This is a genomic window from Glutamicibacter ardleyensis, from assembly GCF_014644555.1.
Taxonomy (GTDB): Bacteria; Actinomycetota; Actinomycetes; order Actinomycetales; family Micrococcaceae; genus Glutamicibacter; species Glutamicibacter bergerei.
This window is the reverse complement of record NZ_BMKX01000006.1, coordinates 61355-80778: the sequence shown is the minus strand read 5'-3', so window position 1 is coordinate 80778 and position 19424 is coordinate 61355. Positions and strand designations below refer to the sequence as shown.

Here is a 19424-nt window from a genome sequence, read left to right as displayed (position 1 = left end):
GCCGTTCACTTTCTGGAACGGGGTTGCCGTTCCGAAACACATATTTAGAGGGGCGCTAGACCTCGGTGCTAGGGGTATCGATCGAGGAGGCTGACCCAGCTGCCATGTTTTCGTTGGCAGCGTCTTGTTCCGCCTGTTTCTTTGCGCGTTTTTTATCGTTGATGTAGCAGAACAGTGTGGCTGCCGCAAAGGTCAGGAACAGCGGTCCGGCTAGGGCGAACATGGTGATTGCATCGCCGCCTGGAGCTGCCATGGCTGCCACCAGAGCGATGATGAACACCGTGATGCGCCAGTTTTTGAGAATCAGCTTGGAGGAGAGTACTCCAACCATGTTTAGCCCGACCATCAGTACTGGTACCAACATGGCTAGGCCGAAGGCGAGCAGCAAGCGGAAGATGAAGGGCAGGTAGGTATCGATGGTGAAGAGTGTTTCGGAGTTTGCCGCAGCAAGGCTCACGAAGAATTGCAAAGCAAAGGGCAACACGAAGTACGCCATAGCTATGCCAAAGAGGAAGAGTGGTACGGCTACCGCGGCGAAGGAGTAGCTGAGCCGGCGTTCCTTCTTTTTGAGTCCCGGGATGATGAACGCCCAGATTTGATAGATCCACACCGGGGACGATGCGACCACACCAACAAAAATCGCGACCTTAAGCATGATGTCAAAAGGTGACATCACGGAGGTGTAGGTAATGGACCCACCTGCGGCACGAACCGGTTCGATGAGCAACGCCAAGAGCTCGTCGTAGAGGAAGAACCCGGCTACGGTGCCTATCACCAGGGCGATCAACGACTTAAAGAGTCGGTTGCGAGCCTCAATCAGGTGAGCTTTGAGGGACATCCGCCCCTCAGCGTCTTTGGACCGCGACTTCTTTTTAGTGCGCGGTTCTTTATCTTTGCTATTTACCACTGAAGAGGTCTACGAGTTGTTCTTTTCATTGGGATTAGGTTCGTTGACGGTACCGTCAACGGTTTCAGGCTTGTCGTCGTCTTTCATCTGACGAACCTCAGACTTAAAAATACGTAGCGACTGACCCAAAGACCGAGCCATGCCTGGAAGCTTTGGAGCGCCGAAAAGTAGTAATGCTAAAACGATAATGATAGCTAAGTGCCATCCCTGTAAACCAAACATGTGGTTCCCCTTCTCTCAAACTTAAGTCTACGTCAGAACAGATTCAGATCGCGCATGTTTTGCGCCTGACCCCGGTTACTGCGACGGGCCACACGTTTGACGCGACGTGCCTCAATTCGCTCAGCCTTACCGAGGTGGCGTAACTCGGAAATTTCTTCCCGCTCGCCATGCGTTGCATCGGTTCCGTGCGGGTAACGCCGAACCACCGGTTCATAAGCTACCACTGTTCCAGGTTGAGCAAATTCCCCGCTGATATGGTCCGCCGCGTCAGAGGCGCCGTCGAGCACGGACATGGCTCGACGGAACAGGCGGAACCCGGCAAGCACCGCTAAGAGCAGTGTCGCGAGAATCAGCACGGTCCATAAGAGAACCCAAAACCACCAAGGAAGCATCTATCAATCCTCATACATTCTGATAGCGTCGTCCAACCATTTCTCAACGCGTTCGCGTGTAGCATCAGGGCCGACAACAACAATTTTACCGCCGTGGCGTGCAACCCATGGAGCAGCTACCAGATGGTCTGAAAGTCGAACTTTTGCCAAGTGACCTGATTCAACCTTGGATTGAGACCATGCTATCGGGTTGAAAGCCTCGATAACTGCCACGGCTTCGGCAGCTACATAAAATTCAACTTCTAGATCATCACTGTTTGCCGAATAGCTGAAATCAAGCTTCTCATAGTCTTGATGACGTTCGCCAAGAACAAATGGTTCCTCGGTGAGTTTCACATCAAGAACCCGATCAACGCGGAAGGTGAGGATGGCCTGGCGCTTGCGACACCAAGCGCGCAAGTACTGCACTGGCCCGTCCTCGATCAGCCTAATCGGTTCAATCTCACGTCGTTGGTGAGTTTGGGAATTCGCCGAGTAGTAATCTATATCGGCGACAACTTTGGTGCGTAGCGCCTGAATGAGCTGGGCGGGAGTGTCATGCTCACGTACCTGAGTCAGCGCAAAACCCAGCGCTCCGTTCCACCCATCAAACCGTGCCACGGCCGCATTGATTTTTTGCAGCGCGCTACGCAAGACCTCGCGGTGTTCAAAGGCGGGGATGCTATCTAAGGCGTTCAGGCCACCAAGCACTGCCACTGCTTCCAAGGGAGCGAGTTTTTGCGGTTCGGCAAGAAACGCTGCGTTAGTGATGGTAACTTCATCCGAGTCGAGGTCACCATCGTTGACGTTGATCAGTTCATCGTGCTGCCCATTGGGCACTCCACACATCATGATCATCGCCAGTTCATCGCGAACTTTGGCTTGGGTCATCGAATAACGTTCACATAGCTCGCCAATCGTCACCGAGCCCTGCGCGACAACGTACTGGATCATGTCGATATTACGCATGACCTGTTGGGCCGTCGAGCTACGTCCGAGGGCGCGATGCGGTTTAAACTTGACGTCTTTCAGCGCTGAAAGCTGTGCAATATCGTGCTGAGCTGCCCGGGCATCTTTGAGGGTATTGGCCACCTGTAACGCCAGTTCGCGCGGTTGCATGACTTTGACTGCCGGGCCAAAACTGGCCAATTCTGCGGCGAAAGAGTGCTGGTCTGCATAACCAATATTCAACGTTGCTGAGCTACGAGTTCCGTTGATAGCTCGAGCGCGCAACGGAGTGGCCGAGTCGTCGAGCAGTTCTACAACTGCCAGGTGACCGGGATTTCGCAGATCAAAATCTTGGAGCACCTCTGTCATGGAAAAATCTTGCGGACGAGGATGATAATCGGTGTTGGAAGCGCCTTCTCGCCGGACCTGAATGGTGAAGTGACCTTGCAACCGGTTGAGCCGGAACACGCGTTGGGCCTCGCGGTGATGATCCCATCCGGTGAAGTACCAATTGCCGAAGCGCTGTCCGATCCCCCACATATCGACGACCCGTTTAGTGGTATTTCCTTGGGCATCTTCATAATCAAACTTCAGTGTTTTCTTATTAAAGACCGCAAGTGCGCACGCTTTAAAGTTTGGATCGTCCACCGAGAGCCGTGGCAGCATGGCCCCGGTGTAGGGGGCAATACTCGCATCGTTACTTTGGTTGCCGGTAATTCGGGCTGCGGCGCTCAATGCCAGAGCCTGGACTTTTGAGTCTTTCCAGAGGCTGGCGGCCAAGGCGATCATGGAAGATTCTGCCACGGAGAAGTCGATGGCAGGTAGGAACCAGTCACTGGTATCGATCCGGTAATACGGGATATCGTCAATGACCTCGGTGATCAGCCGCAGACCGAACTCGTTGCGGATGTCGTCCTTGAGCCGCTCGATGGCCTTTTCGCGCGCTTCGGCATTCCCTGTTGGGTTGAGGTAGTCTCCGATACGCTCAGCACTAAACCGTCGTTCGGTGGTTGCCAAGGCATAGATGAGGCTTGTTAGGCGTTCGGCCTTGCTCGGTCCGTCAGTCTGCTTTATTCTCACGTGCCTACCCTAACGAACTTCCGCACTGATCTATGACTTTGAAGACAAGGAAAGCCCCAAGATTTGCCAAATTGCAATCTTGGGGCTTTCATCAAGGTCTTACTTGGTGCCCATCAGGTCAACCACGAAGATCAATGCCTCGTTAGGTGCGATAGCACCAGGCGCACCGCGCTCACCATAGGCAAGCTCGGAAGGGATCTCCAGGCGACGGCGTCCGCCGACCTTCATTCCCAAGAGTCCCTGGTCCCAGCCCTGGATGACCATGCCGACGCCCACTGGGAAGTCGAGGGTCGAGCCACGGCCCCATGAAGAGTCGAACTCTTCGCCGGTGGACCATGAAACGCCCACGTAATGAGCCTGCACGGTGGTGCCCGGGGTGACTTCTGCGCCGTCGCCCTCGATCAGATCGTTGATGACCAATTCGGTAGGTGCATCGGTGCCTGGGAAATCAATTTCAGGCTTGGTGCGCTCGTAATTACGTTCTCCAAAAGACATGTTTACGGCCTTTCTGTTACTTGCTGGTAGTTACCTTGTCTAATTCTACGTAAAAGACCAGTGGTCCTTCAGGCTGACCCGGCTGTGGGTTCTTGCCGTAGGCCATATCGGCAGGAATGCTTAGCAAGACCTTGCTGCCTTCCTTCAAGCCTTTTAGACCTTCAAGCCAGCCCTTGATGACGCCGCCGGACATCTTCATTTCAAAACCCTCATCCGAGCCGAAGTTACCATCAAACTTCTTGCCGTCTTCCCAACGCACACCGTGGTAGTGAACGCTGGCGCTAGAAGTATCGGAGGTCGCCGGTCCGGTGCCTTCTTCAAGAACATCAACCGCTAGACCTGCAGGGGCCTCAGTGTCCTTAGGGATGGTGATCGCTGGATCGCCCTTACCGGTCTTTACGGTAGGTAGCTTACCCTCGTCCTTCAGCTTCTTGACCTCATCCTGGCTCAACGGCTTGCTGGCGCTCACTGAATCGGCGATCTTGATGACAATCAGGCGCTCGGCGCGGGAACCAGCTTCTGGCTCCTTCATGGTTCCGTCCGCCTGCTGAACACCATCGATGGCAGCGTAAGCAATCCAGTCACCAACCTGGGACTTGAGCAGAGTCTCGTAAAGTGCCGGCATCTGTGTCTTAAGCGATTCATCTACCGGCATCGGGGTGGTGTCACCGGTGAAGTTCTCATTTGTCAAGTGACCGTCAATGGTTTTGTAGAGGCCTGACTGAATGTCGATAGTGTCGCCATCTTTGATGTCCGCACCATCACCTTCGACCACGGTGACCGCTTCTTCTTTATCGGTCAACAATGGGGCATCGAAGCTGACCTCTGGTGCGGTCTGCTCGTCAGCCGCCGGCTTTACATCAACTTTGCTGAGTGAGGTGGTTCCTGACCCACAAGCGGTCAGGGCCAAAACGGACGCGGTTACGCAAACTGCCAAAACTTTTCGCACGAATCTTCTTTCCGATAAGAACTATTGGTTCTACTACACGCACCGGGACGGGACCCGGTCGCAACGATCTGCATCTAGCTTAGGGGTATTTACTGTGTAAATACTTGTTTTCAGCTGGTCATACGGGGCGGCGCATCATTTCAATTAGCTCATCAACCGCCGAATTTGTGGTGGCAAAGGGGTCCTTGCACAATACAACCCCGCCTTCACCTTCTTCATATTTCATGTGCACCCAGTCGGTGGAATACCGTCGACCCGTCTCTCTGGCGGCCCTGATGAATTTACTGCGGATCGCCGCACGCGTGGTGGCTGGCGGGTTTTCTACGGCATCTGCAATTGCCTGCGGGTCGAGAACCGAGCTAGCAAGTCCGCGCCGACGCAGTAAGTGGAAGAGACCACGTGTCGGGTCAATGTCATGGTAGGTCAAATTCAACTGCGCAATGCGGTGGGAATCTAGGCCCAGATTGTTCTTGGCAGCGTAACCAGTGATCAGTTTGTGCTTAATTGCCCAGTCAATATCTTGGTCGATTAACGAGAAGTTCTGACTCTCAACGGCTACCAAAACGCGTTCCCATAGTTCAAGCACCCGTTCCACCTGATCGTGGTGCGCGCCATGACGGGCCACAAATCCCTTTACCAGCTCAAGGATTTTCCACTGCAATTGCAAGGCGGTTGGTTCATCTCCGGACATCAACCGCACCACGGTTTGCCCTGTAAAAGCATGAGAGATACTGCGAATTGAACGAATCGGGTTCTCCAGACGCAGATCATGATAGATCTCTCCGGATTCAATCAGTCGCAAGACCAGATCGGTCGCACCGATCTTCAGCAGTTGCGTGGTCTCACTCATCGACGAGTCCCCCACGATCACGTGCAGACGACGATGATACTGGGCATCCGCATGCGGCTCGTCACGAGTGTTGATAATTGGACGAGACCGTGTGGTCGCTGAGGAAACGCCTTCCCACATGTGGTCCGCGCGTTGGGAGAAGACAAACTTTGTTTCATCTTCAATCTGAACCAGATGACCGGCACCGCACAGCAGCTGACGAGTCACCAAGAACGGGATGAGCATATCCGCGAGTCGCTTAAATTCGACTTTGCGCGGGATCAAGTAGTTTTCGTGACATCCATAAGAATTACCAGCGGAATCAACATTGTTCTTGAACAAGAACAATCGGCCTTCGTGACCTTCTTCGAGTAGCTGTTCTTCGGCCTGTTCAACCAGGTCCAGCATCACCGTTTCACCGGCGCGGTCATGAGCAATCAGTTGAAGCAACTGATCACATTCCGCGGTAGCGTATTCAGGGTGGGAACCAACATCAAGGTAAAGCCGTGAACCGTTGTTCAAGAAAACGTTGGAGCTTCGTCCCCACGCGACAACGGGACGAAAAAGATGCCGGGCTGCGTCTTCTGGAGTGAGCCGTCGCCCATCAGATGGCACATAGTTCAGTCCAAATTCGGTCTCTAAACCGAAAATCCTGCGATCCACCGGAAGCTACTTCCCCTCATTGGTGTTGCCAGAGTAAACCAGCAACATGTTGGTCATGCCCGTGACTGCAACTAAGTTACTGGCCACCCTTTTGAATGAAGCCACGCACGAATTCTTCGGCATTCGATTCAAGTACTGAATCGATCTCATCCAACAAATCGTCAACGCCGGCACTGGTACCGGTGGTATTTACCTGTACCTGCTCGGTTTCTACCGGCTGGGCTTGATTCTCACGGCGAGCCGAGAAGTTTTCCTGGGTCATTTCTTGCTCCTCAAATCTTTGGCGGCAGGTGATGCACGCCTAGTTCTCATTCTGCGCTGTTTAGCGATGCCGCGCCAACTGATCGATGAACTCATTGATCTCCAGTTGCGCATCAAAGAGTTCTCCAACCTGCGCACGACTACCCGTCAATGGTTCGGGCATGTGGAACCTGTTGATTTTCCTTGCTCCTGGTACCGAGAATGACAGCGCATCCCAGTTGGCAGCTACCACGTAGGGTGCGTAGCGTTGCAGCGTCATTCCTCGCAGGTAGGCGCGGGTATCGTGGGGTGGGTTGTCCACCGCGGCATTAATTTCTTCCTGGCTGAAGATGGTTTCCATCAGGCCTCGCGCGGCGATCCGATAATACAATCCTTTGTCCAGGCGCAGGTCAGCCCATTGCAAGTCCATCAGTGCAATGCGCGGATCATCAAGCCCAACGTTGTGGCGTTCGGTAAATGACTTCATTAGCGAATATTTGGCGATCCAGTCGACCTGGCCGGCCGCCTGCATAGGATCTTGTTCCAGGGTGTCCAAGATGGCACGCCAACGGTTAAGAATTTCAGTGGTGTCGGGGTCGGTGACCTCGCGCTGTGCACAATAGGTTTCGGCCGCTTCCAGATAGCTGCGCTGGATCTCGATAGCGGTCATTCGACGCCCACCGCGCAGCGCCACGGATGCCTGCAGAGTGGGGTCGTGGCTGATCTGCTGAAGGGCGGATACCGGATCTGCTAGCTCAAGCTTCGGAGACATTCCTGCTTCGATCAGGCTGAGCACCAAGTTTGTGGTGCCAACTCTTAACAGTGTGGAGATCTGACCAAGGTTTGCATCTCCGATGATCACATGTAACCGGCGGTACTTATCCCAATTGGCATGTGGCTCGTCTCGAGTATTAATGATCGGACGGTTGACCGTGGTTTCCAGACCAACTTCTGCCTCAAAAAAATCGGCACGCTGGGAGATTTGGAATTCGGCTCCGCGCCCGAGCATTCCGCGCCCCACTCGTCCTGCCCCACAAAAAATCTGCCGGGTGACAAAAAATGCGGTCAACCCGTCGACTAACCGGGAGAACTCCACATCGCGCGGGATCAGATAGTTTTCGTGCGACCCATAAGACACCGACTTATTGTCGGTGTTGTTCTTGTATAACAGCAGTTCACCACTGCCCAAACTGGCGGCCGAGGCTGCGGCCCGGCGCATTACCTGATCGCCCGCTTGATCCCAGAGCACCGCATCACGCGGGCTGGTCACTTCCGGACCGGAGTATTCGGGATGCGCATGGTCCACATAGAGTCGGGCACCGTTACCGAGCACCATATTCATTACTACGTCGGTGGTGTCATTTTCCTGATACAACGTGGCACCAACGCGTGCGTCATTTCCGTCTAAGGCAATAGATTCGGCGGTCCACACCTGATTTTCGGCTTCTAAGGTGGGTTCAGAATCTGTGAGTTGACTCGGATGTGCTTCCTCGCGGGACACCGAATGACCCCGAGCATCATTGAGCGGAGACTCATCAGCATAATCCCAGCGTGCGGCGCGAGTTGCGGAGTCGCTATCGCGTACTAATTGCGCGTATCCGTCCACAATTTGCGCGGAGAGCACCGTGGAGTTCGCTTTGGGCATGGACGGCCGAATGATTCCGTACTCAGTTTCCAGGCCCACTAGCCGACGAGCGCTCATTTGCTGCCCTTCTGATTAACCAGCGAGCGAATATGGCTGATCCGTTCCCCCTTGCGCCCGGAGATACGCGCCCAATCATCGGGATTGGTGGTGTTTGGCATATCCTCGTGCTCGGCGAACTCTTCACGCACTGCACGCAACAGGTATTCCATTTTCAGTCCGCGTTCACCGGTAGTGATCAACGACTTAATTGCATGCTTTTTTGCTCGGTCCACCACATTGTGAATGACCGCCCCGGAGGCGAAGTCCTTAAAATAGAGCACCTCTACTTGACCGTTGACGTAAGTGACTTCCAAGAATTCGTTGATCCGTTCGGTGGAATACATCGCTTCCACGGTGTCGCTGATCATTCTTGCTACGGTCTTCTGGCGCTCTCCCCCATCGGCGGTGACCTCGTCCTCATGCAGGGGTAGGTCTGTGGTGAGATACTTACCAAAAATTTCTGCGGCGCCCACTGCGTCGGGGCGACGAATTTTGATCTTCACGTCCAAACGTCCCGGACGCAAAATGGCCGGGTCAATCATGTCTTCTCGGTTTGAGGCACCAATAACGATGACGTTATCCAAGCGCTCCACACCGTCAATTTCGGCAAGCAACTGTGGCACTATGGTCGTCTCAACGTCGGAAGAAACACCTGTGCCACGGGTTCGGAAGAGCGATTCCATCTCGTCGAAGAACACCACGACTGGGTCGCCATGCAACGCCTTTTCGCGGGCTCGTGCGAAGATCAGGCGAATATGCCGTTCGGTCTCACCGACATACTTGTCCAGTAGTTCTGGGCCCTTGATGTTCAGGAAGTAGCTTCTGGATTGGGTATTACCGTTTCGTGCTGCTGCGCGCTGGGCTAGTGAATTTGCCACGGCCTTGGCGATCAAGGTCTTACCGCAGCCCGGAGGGCCGTAAAGCAGAATGCCCTTGGGGGCGCTCAGTCCGTGTTCTCGATAAAGCTCTGGGTGCGCGAAGGGCAACTCGACCGAGTCTTGGATGGCTTCAATTTGTGAGTTCAGTCCACCGATATCCGAGTAATCGATATCCGGTACTTCCTCGAGCACTAGCGACTGCATGTCGGTGAGCTGTACCCGGTTGATCGCTAACCCGGTACGCGAATCAATGGTTAGTTGATCTCCCACGCGCAGATGTTCACCGCGCAGTGGCTCAGCAAATTCGATGACTCGCTGGTCATCGCCGCGGGTCATCACTACTGCTTGGTGGTGCTCCAGGATTTCCTTGATCGTCACTAGGTCGCCGGTTTGTTCATAGCCTAGGCCTGCCACGACAACGAGAGCCTCATTGAGGAGTACCTGTTGGCCAATGTGGAATTTGTCGAAATCCAGCAGTGGGCTTATGGATACACGCATTTTTCGTCCGGAGTAAATCACGTCGACAGCCTGTACCGCGGTGGTTTCGATTCCGGTGCCTGGTTCCGGGTGTTTACGCGGGTGTTTTGCCACGATGGTTCCGTAGCTAAATGGCGTATCACCGTCTTTTTCAAGCGCAGATTTGAGGTTGATAATTTGTTCGCGAGTCTGTTCTAGCAAGGACACTAGGCGCTGGTTGTTGCCACTGATCCCGGCTAGCTGCTTATCTAGGTTGCGATTTTTATCGCGAAGCAGGTTGACCTGACGTTCGGTTACCTGAAGACGCTCGGCGACGCGTTGTGCCTCGTTGTTTTCGCTCACGGTTATTCTCCCAACCTTTACACTTCTCCTCGCGCGGCCACCAGAGGTGGCTATCTTGCGAGGCACTCTGATTCCATCTTAGGAAGCTAAAGCCCCGGGAATGAATTTCCCAGGGCTTTAGTTCACATATTGAAACGTTAGTTCTCGATATCCGAGACGTTTTCACCTTCGCGGACACGGTTAGGACGGTTGGCGTCCTTGGCGGCGCGGCGAAGTTTCTTGGGCGAAATGCCACGTTCTCCGAGTGCGGATTCGGTCCACTGCTCGGCGTCGTGTTCCCGGGTCCACGCGTTCAGATCCTCGGCCGAGTAACCGTGCTCTTTCATCCGCTTAGCTTTCGGGATGCCCTCCTGCGCGTCGGCCAACCGGCGAGTGGTGATCAAGAACGCCGTGTGCGCCACCATGCGGTGATCCGGGCGAACCGCTAAACCGTCAACATGCCAACCGCGCACCATGGTTTCAAAGCAATCGGGCTCGGTGAACTGGCCCGATGCGCGAATTGCTTCCACCACGCGGGACATTTGGGTCACCGTGGCCACGTAGTTTGTCCAAACTCCGCCAGGTGCCAGCACCGTGGCTACAGCGTCCAGGCATTCCCACGGCGAGAGCATATCGAGCACTACGCGGTCTACGCTGCCTGGTTCCTCAATTTCCAGTACCTTCTCTTGGAAATCACCAATTGAAAGGTTCCAGGCAGGGTGCTCGCCACCAAATACCGTAGCGATGTTGCCTCGCGCAATGTCTGCGAACTCTTCACGACGCTCATAGGAGTGCAGGTACCCCTGGTCTCCTACCGCACGCAGCAGTGAAATCGACAGCGCTCCGGACCCAACGCCGGCCTCAACTACACGTGCACCAGGGAAAATATCGCCAAACTGAATAATTTGGGCGGCATCCTTGGGGTAAACCACTGCAGCACCTCGAGGCATGGACAGAACAAAGTCCTTCGCCAGCGGACGCAGCATCTGATAGCGCACGCCTTCAACGTTTTCCACCACCGAGCCTTCGGAGGTACCAATGATCAGATCATGGCTCAACACGCCCTGGTGCGTGTGGAACTCTCCACCGGCTTCAAGGGTGATGGTGTTGATGCGACGCTTTTCGTCGGTCAGCTGGACACGGTCGCCGACGCGGAAGGGGCCGCGACGGGCGTTCGCGCCATGCGGCGCTGCGGTGTTCTGAGCACTCACTGAGTTTTCCTTTGTTGTAGAACTTTTTAGGCTTTGCGGCCGGTGACGGCCGAAATAATTTTGCGTTGGTGCAATAACCCGACCACGGCCCCACGGGCGTCGATCACCGCATATTCTGCGCTAGCCACAGTGGCCAGATAATCGATCAGTTGCCTGCCATCAGCCTCAGCAGCGACCACCGCTCCGCGGCCCAAAGCCCGCGAAACAGCTAAGGCGGAGACTTCGGAAGCTGCCTCAACAGCTACCCGGCTCAGCGCTTGTTCATCTACCACACCGCAAGGCATGCCCTGCGGGTCAATCAAAATGATCGATCCCCCACGGTTCCGTTTGCGGGTGTGCACGTCAGCTACTGTGGCTACGGACATCATGGCACTGGCTGGTGACATCAGGTCCCCGGCAATGACCTTGGGTAGGTTCAGCATCATTTTTGCGTGATTGATCAACTGTGTAGTCGCCTGCCACATGAAGACCGCCACCATCACGCCAACCACCATGGTGATCAGTTGTGGCTGTTGGCCCTTAAAATATGGAAGCACCACAAACCAGAAGACCACGCCGATGACGATAATGCGGCCCACCCAGGATGCGGCGATGGTGCCTTTAAACTGTGAACCGGTTAGTTTCCACACCGCAGATTCAACGAGGCGCCCACCGTCTAGGGGAAGTCCTGGCAGTGCATTAAACGCACCGAGCAGCAGGTTTGCGTAGACGAAGAAATTCAGCAGCAGTCCCGGATATAACCCGAGGCTTGGAATTTGCATAGCCAGCCAGGCTAGGCCGGCGAGCACAAAGTTCGATAGCGGACCGGCCATAGCCACAGCTAAAGAGGCTCCGGGCTTGGCTTTAAAGGAACCGAACTGTGTGTGTCCGCCCATCAGGGTGAGCACAATGTGGGCATCTGGCCATTTGAAGGCGCGCGCCGTGAGCGCGTGCGCTACCTCGTGCACGAGAACAGCTAGGGCAATCACCACGGCGCAGGCAAACCCCAAGAGGTAAGCGACAACAGGTGGGATCAGCGCGTTATTGGATAATTGCATGCCGATGGCTACGGTGATGACCGCGGTAATAATGAACCACGAGCTAGACAGGTACACCGGCACTCCGCCGATACGCCCCAGCTTCAGCCCTGGGGCCTTTTCAGTTACTTCGCTCACGCGTTAACCTGCACCAACCAATCGGTCATGGTTTCTACTTCCACATCAACTAGTGACGTGATCCGTCGCCAGTTCCCCACTCCGGGATCGGTGGCGTTTGGGACTAATACTGCGTGTAGCTCGGCGGCCGAGGCAGAATGAATGCCGGGTTTTGAATCTTCGAAGCCAATGCAGCGGGCGGCTTCAAATTCTCGGCCCAACTTTTCACTCAGTAAGGTTAGTCCGCGTCGGTAGGGTTCGGGATCTGGTTTGCCGTGGGTGACTTCCTCACCGGTGACGCTGACGGTGAAGATACCTTCGGGTAGTACTTCCATGAGCTTATCCACGATGCTACGTTCACTCATCGTGACCAACGCTTGGGGAATACCTGCCGCATGCACGGCAGTGAGCAGTTCCAGAGCTCCGGGGCGCCATGGTACTTCGTGGCTCAACCCGGCAATAACCTTGCTCGATAAGTGGTCAATGATCTCGCGGATGCTGAGATTAACTCCGGCTTCCTGAAGGATTTTGGCACCGTTAGGCAGCGCTTGTCCGACGAGGTTAAATGCTTGTTCCTCACTCCAGGTACCACCATGGGCTTTGACGAGTTCCATCTCGGCATTGATCCAATAGGGTTCGGTGTCGATGAGGGTCCCATCCATATCCCACAGCACCGCTTGCGGGCCGTGGGATGAAACTTTTGTATCGAACGCTGATCTGGTGCTTGGCATGACTCCATTCTAGATGGAAGAGTGGGGCTAAACCGCTTCGGTGGATACGTCGGGTCGGTGAAGTGGCAGGAAAGAGGTTTGTGATGAGCGAGGAATACCAAGCACCAACGCTGAATGGCTTCGTTGGGCAAACCGAACATGAGATGCGTCCCACCATCTTAATTTCGGCGTTTGAGGGCTGGAATGATGCTGGCTCGGCCGCTAGTGATGCGGTCCGGCGCATTTTGAATAGCACCTCGCCCGAACATGTCGCCACCGTGGGCTCAGATGATTACTACGACTACCAGTTCACTCGCCCGCATTCTCGGCTCACAGAGACTGGACGGGTGATCGAATGGCCGGTCACCGATGTTTATCGCATCAACCTCGAGCAAGCCCCAGCAGATCTGCTGATTGTTGTGGGCGTGGAGCCCACGTTTAAGTGGCAATCCTTTTGTGCTCAGGTCGTGCGGGCCGCCCAAACCCACAATGTTCACGCGGTACTTTCCGTGGGTGCACTGTTGGCTGATGTGCCGCATACCCGCCCGGTGCCTACGGTGCTGAACAGCGATCATCCTAAGCTGCAGGAGTTCTTTAATATCTCCGCATCACGCTATGAGGGTCCAACAGGAATTCCTTCGGTCTTAAGCGCGGAATTCGACAAGCATGGAATTGCGACTATGTCGCTTTGGGCCCAGTTATCCCACTATGTAGCCCAAGCACCGAGCCCACGGGTGGAATTAGCGCTGGTTGAAATGCTCGAGGAGTTGATCCCGATGAGCGTGACCTCGGAAAAGTTGCGTGAAGACGCGGTCGCGTGGAAACGCGGGGTCGATGAGCTTTTGGCGGCGGATCCGGATGTCTCAAAATATGTGCAGCAACTCGAGCGGGCTTCGGACGCTAGCGAATTACCTGAAGCAAGTGGCGAGTCCATTGCGCGCGAGTTTGAACGCTACCTGCGCAGGCGTGGCCGCTCGCGGGGAGACGGGCAAGGTCCGGACTTCGAAATCTAAGCTGAGGGTACAAAAAATCTCCATGCGAAGAAATTCGCATGGAGATTCTTTTCTAACTTAGAGCTTCAGGCCTAGGAGAGCATCAAAGCCACGGGTTAGCAGTTCGCTACCTTCGCCGCTGCCTTCAGCCTCGGTGGCCGCCCACTGGTCGATGGCTTCCAGCGCTGCTGGAGCGTCCAGATCATCGGCCATGCGCGAGCGAATGCGGGTGAGCAGTGCGGTAGCTTCGGCCAAGCCACTAGCGGTTATCCGTTCCCGCCAGGTGGCTATGCGCTGCTGTGCCAGCTGCAACAGGTCATCGGTCCAAGACCAGTTGGTCCGGTAGTGCTGGGAGAGCAGCACCGCGCGAATCGCCACCGGCTCCACCCCGGCCTCACGCAGTTTGGAGACCAACACCAGGTTGCCTAGGGACTTGCTCATCTTTTCGCCGTCCAGGCCAACCATGCCGGTGTGCACGTAGTTCTGCGCCAATTCGAGCTGATCATCGGCGGCAGCGTGTGCGGCAGAGAATTCGTGGTGCGGGAAGATCAGGTCTGAGCCGCCACCCTGAACGGTAAACGGTGCAGGCAGTGTCTTTCGGGCAATCACCGAACATTCGATGTGCCAGCCCGGACGTCCGGTGCCCAGTTCTCCACCATCCCACGAAGGTTCTCCTTCGCGAGCCATTCGCCAGAGCAGTGGATCTAGCGGGTCGCGCTTACCTGCACGCTGCGGGTCTCCGCCGCGTTCGGCGAAAAAGCCGAGCATCGTTTCACGGTCGTAGTTTGATACCTGACCGAGCTTCCACGCATCATTCTGCGAGGCCATGGTGTCAAAGTAAATGTCACCATCCACCCCGTCTTCACCCGCCGGCACTCGGTATGCCAAGTCTGCGGCCAGCAGTCGTTCGACTACTGGCACCAGCCAGCTCACGGACTCGACGGCACCGATGTAGTTATGTGGGGCGATGACATTCAACGCTTCCATGTCGGTGCGGAACAGCTGAATCTGGCTCTCGGCCAGATCGCGCCAATCAACACCCGTCGCGGTGGCACGCTCGAGCAACGGATCATCCACGTCGGTGATGTTCTGCGTGTAGCTCACCTTACGGCCGTTATCCAACCAGGTACGGTGCAGTAGGTCAAAGGTGACATAGGTAGCCGCGTGACCCATGTGTGTGGCGTCATATGGGGTGATGCCACAGACGTACATGCTGGCTGGACTGTTGGCTTTATCGGCCGGCGCGGTGGCCCGCTTGGTTCCGCTGGAGGTATCAAAAATCTCCAAGATGGGTGCGGATCCGACAACATGCGGTACTTCCGGGGACTTCCACGCGAGCACTGAGTACATCCTTTCGCAGATGTATAGACGATCTTCTCTTAAGAGCAAGTCAACGAGAACTTAGTTTATTCCCGTTGACTCTCTTGTCTTGTTAGGCGCTGATCACACCGAGGCCAAGAAACACGAACAGTCCTAGGCCCAAGAGCAAGCGGTACCAGACGAAGAATCGGTAGGAGTGGGTGGAAACAAACTTTAGGAACCAGCCCACGATAAAGAATCCGACCACGAAGGCCACCAAGGTGGCCACACCGGTTTGCGCCAACGTGTATACGCCAGGCTCGGCGAAAGACTTGTAAAGCTTGTACAGTCCCGAGGCGTAAACCGCGGGAATGGCGAGTAAGAACGAGTATCTTGCCGCAGCTTCACGGGTGTAGCCCATCAGCAAGCCGGCGGTAATGGTGCCGCCAGAGCGTGAGACACCGGGAATCAAAGCCATAGCCTGAGCCAAACCGTAAAAGATACCGTGTTTCACGGTCAGCGTTTGCAAGGTGCGTTCTTGTTTGCCGTAGTAGTCAGCGATCGCAAGGAATACGCCAAATACCACCAGTGTGGTGGCCACTATCCAGAGCGAACGGAAGTTCGTATCGATGTAGCTTTCGAGCAATAAGCCCAAAAATGCGATAGGGATCGAGCCGACAATAATCAGCCAACCCATTTTGGCGTCCGGATCCGAATGCGGAATTTTGCCGGTGATCGCCTTAAACCAGGCTCCGATTATTCGCACAATATCGCGCCAGAAAAAAACGATGACCGCGGTTTCAGTACCCAGTTGGGTAATGGCGGTAAATGCCGCACCGGGATCTTGCGCGTTGGGCAAAAGTTCGCCCACAATGCGCAGATGCGCCGATGAGGAGACGGGCAAGAACTCTGTCAGGCCCTGTATTAATCCGAGAAAAGCTGCTTCAAACCAATTCACCCCTTGACACTACGTCACGTGGGCGGGAGACACGGTGATTAACGGGCGTTTGAAAGAAAATTCAATCCGTGGTCGTACTCACTCGTCATCGTCGTCATCCGTGGGTATGGTGAACGGAAGTAGTTCGGAATATTGGTCGTAGAGGGCATCCTCATAAGTCTGGAACGCGTCGGCTAAAGATCCAAAAGCCGCGTCAACGGCTGCGTCGGCCGATCCCCGACTCTGGGAAACCACCGTCAGGTGCTGCTCAAGTCGTGAGATCAGCTGTTGTAGCGCGTAGCTCGGTTCGATGCTCATGAGACACACGCTACAACCGAATGCCATCTTTCGATAGAGGTGAAATGCTTCAGGAACTTATCAAGGCCCCGCTGCACTTGAATAATGATGACCGGTACGAATATTTGGTGATCACTTCTTTCCCCACGGAATCCAAACACGTAGCCCGAGCAGCCTTGCGAGAACACTCGGATAACGGAAAATGGGAGCATGTTCGCACCCTGCGCTATGAGGGTGGAGCCAGCAAATATTGGATGCGGCGCAAGGTGATCCGCGTTGTCAGTACGCTTGATCGCTCAGGACTCTAGTGGGCCCACCAGCCAACTAGCCACGGTGTTTTCCGCCGAGGCAGCATTTGAGGGGTGATACCAGCTGGCCTGCACATCTCGGTAGAGGCGTTCAAATTCACTGCCTCGGAAGTATCCGCCACCACCAAGCAATTGGCCGGCAGTTTCCACGTTCTCTCGCGCGGTTTGTCCGGCCAGAGTTCGTAGCGTCACTAGCCGCGGGAACCAACCCTCGCCATGATCAACGCGTGATTCCAGGTCGCTGGCTACCGCGTGTTGCAGTGCGTCTAGGCTCAGCATCCGCATCCCTGACTGGGCTAGTAGACCACGAGCTCGAACGTCTTGGGTGTAACTACTACCGTCTTGATGGGTGCGTTTGTTCAGCGCGTTTTGGCTCAGCTCTACCGCACGTTCAGCCATCCCGACATACACGCTGGCGGTGAGCGTTAAGAAGGACGCAAAGATTGCGAAGATCAGCGGATCCGCGTTGGGTCCGACCGGCAATCTGGAATGCACCCAGGCCGCCGGCGCCACCGCGCCTTCTAATTTGGTGGTGTGCGACTGGCTCGCCCGCATTCCTAAGGTGTTCCAGTCCCCCAGCGAGCGGACTTTTTCTCCGCGTGCCACAAAGCCATGAACTAACTCCCCGGTCTGCTCATCCTTGCCAAAGATTCCCAGTCGAGTAAAAGCCGGAGAAAGTGAGGTGAAGATCTTGGTTCCGGTGAAGGCCACCGAACCATCGGCCGCGGTGTCCGCCACGGTATTTGAATCAAAAAGCACTGAATCATTACCAGGTTCCGAAATCCCGAAGGCCATCACTTCTCCGTCTGTGATCCAGTCGGTAACCATGTTCAGCCGCATATCTCCGCGTGCCGCAAGCAAGTATGCGACCCCGGCCCAGACCTGATGCATATTGATCGCCAACGCGGTGCCCGGAGCCGCCGTCGCCAGTCGACGTTGAGCAAGCACCAGCTGTTCGAAGCTCCAGCCCAGACCACCGGCGGATTCGGGCACCAGCGCCTTTAAGTACCCTAAGCCGACCAACTCTTCGAAGTCTTCGGTGGCGAAGCTGTTCTCCGCGTCGTATTCCGCGGCTCGTGCGCGGATCCGTTCAAGTAGTTGATCGCTTAGTAGTTCTTCAATTGTCACGCGGGAGGCTCCTAATAGTTTCTAAGTAGACGGTCAAGCACACGGGTTCCGAACTTCAGGGCCGAGATCGGCACCCGCTCATCCACGCCATGGAACATGCCAGTAAAGTCGAGGTCTTTAGGCAGCTGCAACGGAGCAAATCCGTACCCAGTGATACCAAGCTTTGCTAACGCTTTGTTGTCGGTACCACCGGAGAGCATGTAGGGCAGCACCACGGCCTGCGGATCTTCGGATTTTAACGCCGCAACCATGGATTCCACTAGTTCGCCGCTGAAGGGTACTTCCAAAGACTGCTGGTCTTGGAGCAGGCTGACCTCAACATGCTCCCCCGCCAGTTCCCGCAATGTCGCCAGTGTCGATTCATGTTCCATCGGCAAGGTTCGGCAATCGATAAGCGCCTCAGCGTAACCAGGCAGCACATTGTGTTTATACCCGGCCTTGAGTACCGACGGGTTTGAGGTGTTCTGCAAGGTGGCGCCAACAAAGCGGCTGGTGTTCCCCAACGCTTCGAGCAGCGGCTCGGGATGATCTTCGTCGAACTCAATCCCGGAGATTTCAGAGAGTTCTTCAAATAGCGCTCTGGTGGTTTTCGTGTAAGAAAGCGGCCACTGATACTCGCCAATGCGCGCAACTGCCGACGCCAAGCGAGTTACCGCGTTCTCCTCATTTAGCTGTGAACCGTGGCCAGCCACGCCATGAGCTGCAAGTTTGATCCAAGCGATGCCCTTCTCAGCGGTTTGTACCAGATATGCGCGTTGCCCTGCGATTTCGGTAGAAAAACCACCCACTTCGCTGATCGCCTCGCCCGCTCCGGCGAAGAGTTCTGGATGCTGCTCAACCATCCACAGGGAGCCATAATCACTACCGGCTTCTTCATCCGCGAAAAATGCAATGATCAGGTCTCGACGCGGGCTGATCTTCTCCCGCATCAGGTGTCTGATCACGGCGACGATCATCGCGTCCATGTCTTTCATATCGACGGCGCCACGACCCCAGATCATGTCATCAATAATTTGCGCTCCGAAGGGATCCACGGACCAGTCCTCGGCGATAGCGGGCACTACATCTAGATGTCCGTGAACCACCAGCGCGGGCAAGCTCCGGTGACTGCCTGGAATGCGGGTGAGCAGATTGGCTCGTCCCGGTGCTGATTCGTAGATGGTCGAGTCCAACCCGACCTCGCTCAGTAGGCGCGCAATGTAGTCTGCTGCTTCGCGCTCTCCACGACTGTTGTTATCGCCGAAGTTTGTGGTGTCAATGGTGATCAGCTTGCGGCAAATCTCTACGACTTCTTCTTGCATCAATTCATAGGAGTGCGTTTTTGGCATATTTACAAACCTCTATT

General features: G+C 55.2%; 20 protein-coding genes. 2 read left to right on the top strand and 18 right to left on the bottom strand.

Features of this window, described 5'->3' with window-relative positions; translation table 11 throughout:
* Positions 1-55: 55 nt before the first annotated feature.
* The 13 genes from tatC to IEX04_RS12045 form a co-directional block, all read right to left on the bottom strand.
* Entirely contained in the window at positions 56-838 is a 783-nt protein-coding gene (gene tatC / locus IEX04_RS12105) for a twin-arginine translocase subunit TatC (RefSeq protein WP_096253959.1), read from the bottom strand.
* Between the two features lie 78 nt (positions 839-916).
* The gene (gene tatA, locus IEX04_RS12100) at positions 917-1129 is read right to left on the bottom strand and encodes a Sec-independent protein translocase subunit TatA (protein ID WP_096253960.1); all 213 of its coding nucleotides are present in this window, start codon (positions 1127-1129) and stop codon (positions 917-919) included.
* Positions 1130-1161: 32 nt separating this feature from the next.
* On the bottom strand, positions 1162-1521 hold the full coding sequence (locus IEX04_RS12095; RefSeq protein ID WP_188685963.1) for a hypothetical protein: 360 nt from the start codon (positions 1519-1521) through the stop codon (positions 1162-1164).
* 3 nt (positions 1522-1524) lie between these two features.
* The gene (locus IEX04_RS12090) at positions 1525-3528 is read right to left on the bottom strand and encodes a helix-turn-helix transcriptional regulator (RefSeq protein WP_188685961.1); all 2004 of its coding nucleotides are present in this window, start codon (positions 3526-3528) and stop codon (positions 1525-1527) included.
* Between the two features lie 99 nt (positions 3529-3627).
* Positions 3628-4023 carry an FKBP-type peptidyl-prolyl cis-trans isomerase gene (locus IEX04_RS12085; RefSeq protein ID WP_096253963.1) on the bottom strand — a complete coding sequence of 132 codons (396 nt, stop codon included), beginning with the start codon at positions 4021-4023 and terminating at the stop codon, positions 3628-3630.
* A 16-nt stretch (positions 4024-4039) separates the two neighbouring features.
* Entirely contained in the window at positions 4040-4972 is a 933-nt protein-coding gene (locus tag IEX04_RS12080) for an FKBP-type peptidyl-prolyl cis-trans isomerase (protein ID WP_096253964.1), read from the bottom strand.
* A 118-nt stretch (positions 4973-5090) separates the two neighbouring features.
* Positions 5091-6464: a Pup--protein ligase gene (gene pafA / locus IEX04_RS12075; RefSeq protein ID WP_188685959.1), complete on the bottom strand. Its 1374-nt coding sequence runs from the start codon at positions 6462-6464 to the stop codon at positions 5091-5093.
* Between the two features lie 76 nt (positions 6465-6540).
* Positions 6541-6726 (bottom strand): ubiquitin-like protein Pup, encoded by a 186-nt coding sequence (locus IEX04_RS12070; protein ID WP_096253966.1) that lies wholly within the window; start codon positions 6724-6726, stop codon positions 6541-6543.
* 60 nt (positions 6727-6786) lie between these two features.
* Positions 6787-8406: a depupylase/deamidase Dop gene (gene dop, locus IEX04_RS12065; RefSeq protein ID WP_188685956.1), complete on the bottom strand. Its 1620-nt coding sequence runs from the start codon at positions 8404-8406 to the stop codon at positions 6787-6789.
* Positions 8403-10139 carry a proteasome ATPase gene (gene arc / locus IEX04_RS12060; RefSeq protein ID WP_382344650.1) on the bottom strand — a complete coding sequence of 579 codons (1737 nt, stop codon included), beginning with the start codon at positions 10137-10139 and terminating at the stop codon, positions 8403-8405. Before arc ends, dop begins: the two co-directional genes overlap by 4 nt.
* 83 nt (positions 10140-10222) lie before the next feature.
* On the bottom strand, positions 10223-11275 hold the full coding sequence (locus IEX04_RS12055) for a tRNA (adenine-N1)-methyltransferase (protein WP_188685955.1): 1053 nt from the start codon (positions 11273-11275) through the stop codon (positions 10223-10225).
* Between the two features lie 26 nt (positions 11276-11301).
* Complete coding sequence (locus IEX04_RS12050; protein ID WP_188685952.1) at positions 11302-12429, bottom strand: site-2 protease family protein; 1128 nt, start codon at positions 12427-12429, stop codon at positions 11302-11304.
* Positions 12426-13139 (bottom strand): HAD family hydrolase, encoded by a 714-nt coding sequence (locus IEX04_RS12045; RefSeq protein ID WP_096253970.1) that lies wholly within the window; start codon positions 13137-13139, stop codon positions 12426-12428. The genes IEX04_RS12050 and IEX04_RS12045 overlap by 4 nt, the downstream gene beginning before the upstream one ends.
* 83 nt (positions 13140-13222) lie before the next feature.
* Here IEX04_RS12045 and IEX04_RS12040 point away from each other — a divergent pair, with 83 nt between their 5' ends.
* Complete coding sequence (locus tag IEX04_RS12040; RefSeq protein WP_188685950.1) at positions 13223-14131, top strand: proteasome assembly chaperone family protein; 909 nt, start codon at positions 13223-13225, stop codon at positions 14129-14131.
* 57 nt (positions 14132-14188) lie between these two features.
* On the opposite strand, the gene mshC is transcribed toward IEX04_RS12040, so the two are convergent.
* From mshC to IEX04_RS12025, 3 genes are all read right to left on the bottom strand, one after another.
* Positions 14189-15451, bottom strand: coding sequence for a cysteine--1-D-myo-inosityl 2-amino-2-deoxy-alpha-D-glucopyranoside ligase (gene mshC, locus IEX04_RS12035; protein ID WP_170947693.1), 1263 nt, complete (start codon positions 15449-15451; stop codon positions 14189-14191).
* A 91-nt stretch (positions 15452-15542) separates the two neighbouring features.
* Positions 15543-16367: an undecaprenyl-diphosphate phosphatase gene (locus IEX04_RS12030; RefSeq protein WP_096253973.1), complete on the bottom strand. Its 825-nt coding sequence runs from the start codon at positions 16365-16367 to the stop codon at positions 15543-15545.
* A gap of 78 nt (positions 16368-16445) precedes the next feature.
* Positions 16446-16664 (bottom strand): hypothetical protein, encoded by a 219-nt coding sequence (locus tag IEX04_RS12025; protein WP_096253974.1) that lies wholly within the window; start codon positions 16662-16664, stop codon positions 16446-16448.
* Between the two features lie 44 nt (positions 16665-16708).
* On the opposite strand from IEX04_RS12025, the gene IEX04_RS12020 reads away from it, so the two are divergent.
* The gene (locus IEX04_RS12020) at positions 16709-16951 is read left to right on the top strand and encodes a DUF5703 family protein (RefSeq protein ID WP_096253975.1); all 243 of its coding nucleotides are present in this window, start codon (positions 16709-16711) and stop codon (positions 16949-16951) included.
* Here the strand turns inward: IEX04_RS12020 and IEX04_RS12015 are convergent.
* Entirely contained in the window at positions 16940-18079 is a 1140-nt protein-coding gene (locus IEX04_RS12015; RefSeq protein WP_188685949.1) for an acyl-CoA dehydrogenase family protein, read from the bottom strand. The two genes, IEX04_RS12020 and IEX04_RS12015, sit on opposite strands and share 12 nt — an antisense overlap.
* Before the next feature lie 11 nt (positions 18080-18090).
* The gene (locus tag IEX04_RS12010) at positions 18091-19407 is read right to left on the bottom strand and encodes a M20/M25/M40 family metallo-hydrolase (protein ID WP_188685947.1); all 1317 of its coding nucleotides are present in this window, start codon (positions 19405-19407) and stop codon (positions 18091-18093) included.
* Between the last annotated feature and the right edge of the window lie 17 nt (positions 19408-19424).

Bases quoted from the DNA above. Each gene is read 5' to 3' on its own strand.
- tatC (WP_096253959.1), bottom strand. From the start codon at position 838: ATGTCCCTCAAAGCTCACCTGATTGAGGCTCGCAACCGACTCTTTAAG.
- tatA (WP_096253960.1), bottom strand. From the start codon at position 1,129: ATGTTTGGTTTACAGGGATGGCACTTAGCTATCATTATCGTTTTAGCA.
- IEX04_RS12070 (WP_096253966.1), bottom strand. From the start codon at position 6,726: ATGACCCAGGAAAACTTCTCGGCTCGCCGTGAGAATCAAGCCCAGCCG.
- IEX04_RS12040 (WP_188685950.1), top strand. From the start codon at position 13,223: ATGAGCGAGGAATACCAAGCACCAACGCTGAATGGCTTCGTTGGGCAA.
- dop (WP_188685956.1), bottom strand. From the start codon at position 8,406: ATGAGCGCTCGTCGGCTAGTGGGCCTGGAAACTGAGTACGGAATCATT.
- IEX04_RS12095 (WP_188685963.1), bottom strand. From the start codon at position 1,521: ATGCTTCCTTGGTGGTTTTGGGTTCTCTTATGGACCGTGCTGATTCTC.
- IEX04_RS12025 (WP_096253974.1), bottom strand. From the start codon at position 16,664: ATGAGCATCGAACCGAGCTACGCGCTACAACAGCTGATCTCACGACTT.
- IEX04_RS12045 (WP_096253970.1), bottom strand. From the start codon at position 13,139: ATGCCAAGCACCAGATCAGCGTTCGATACAAAAGTTTCATCCCACGGC.
- IEX04_RS12085 (WP_096253963.1), bottom strand. From the start codon at position 4,023: ATGTCTTTTGGAGAACGTAATTACGAGCGCACCAAGCCTGAAATTGAT.
- IEX04_RS12020 (WP_096253975.1), top strand. From the start codon at position 16,709: ATGCTTCAGGAACTTATCAAGGCCCCGCTGCACTTGAATAATGATGAC.
- IEX04_RS12010 (WP_188685947.1), bottom strand. From the start codon at position 19,407: ATGCCAAAAACGCACTCCTATGAATTGATGCAAGAAGAAGTCGTAGAG.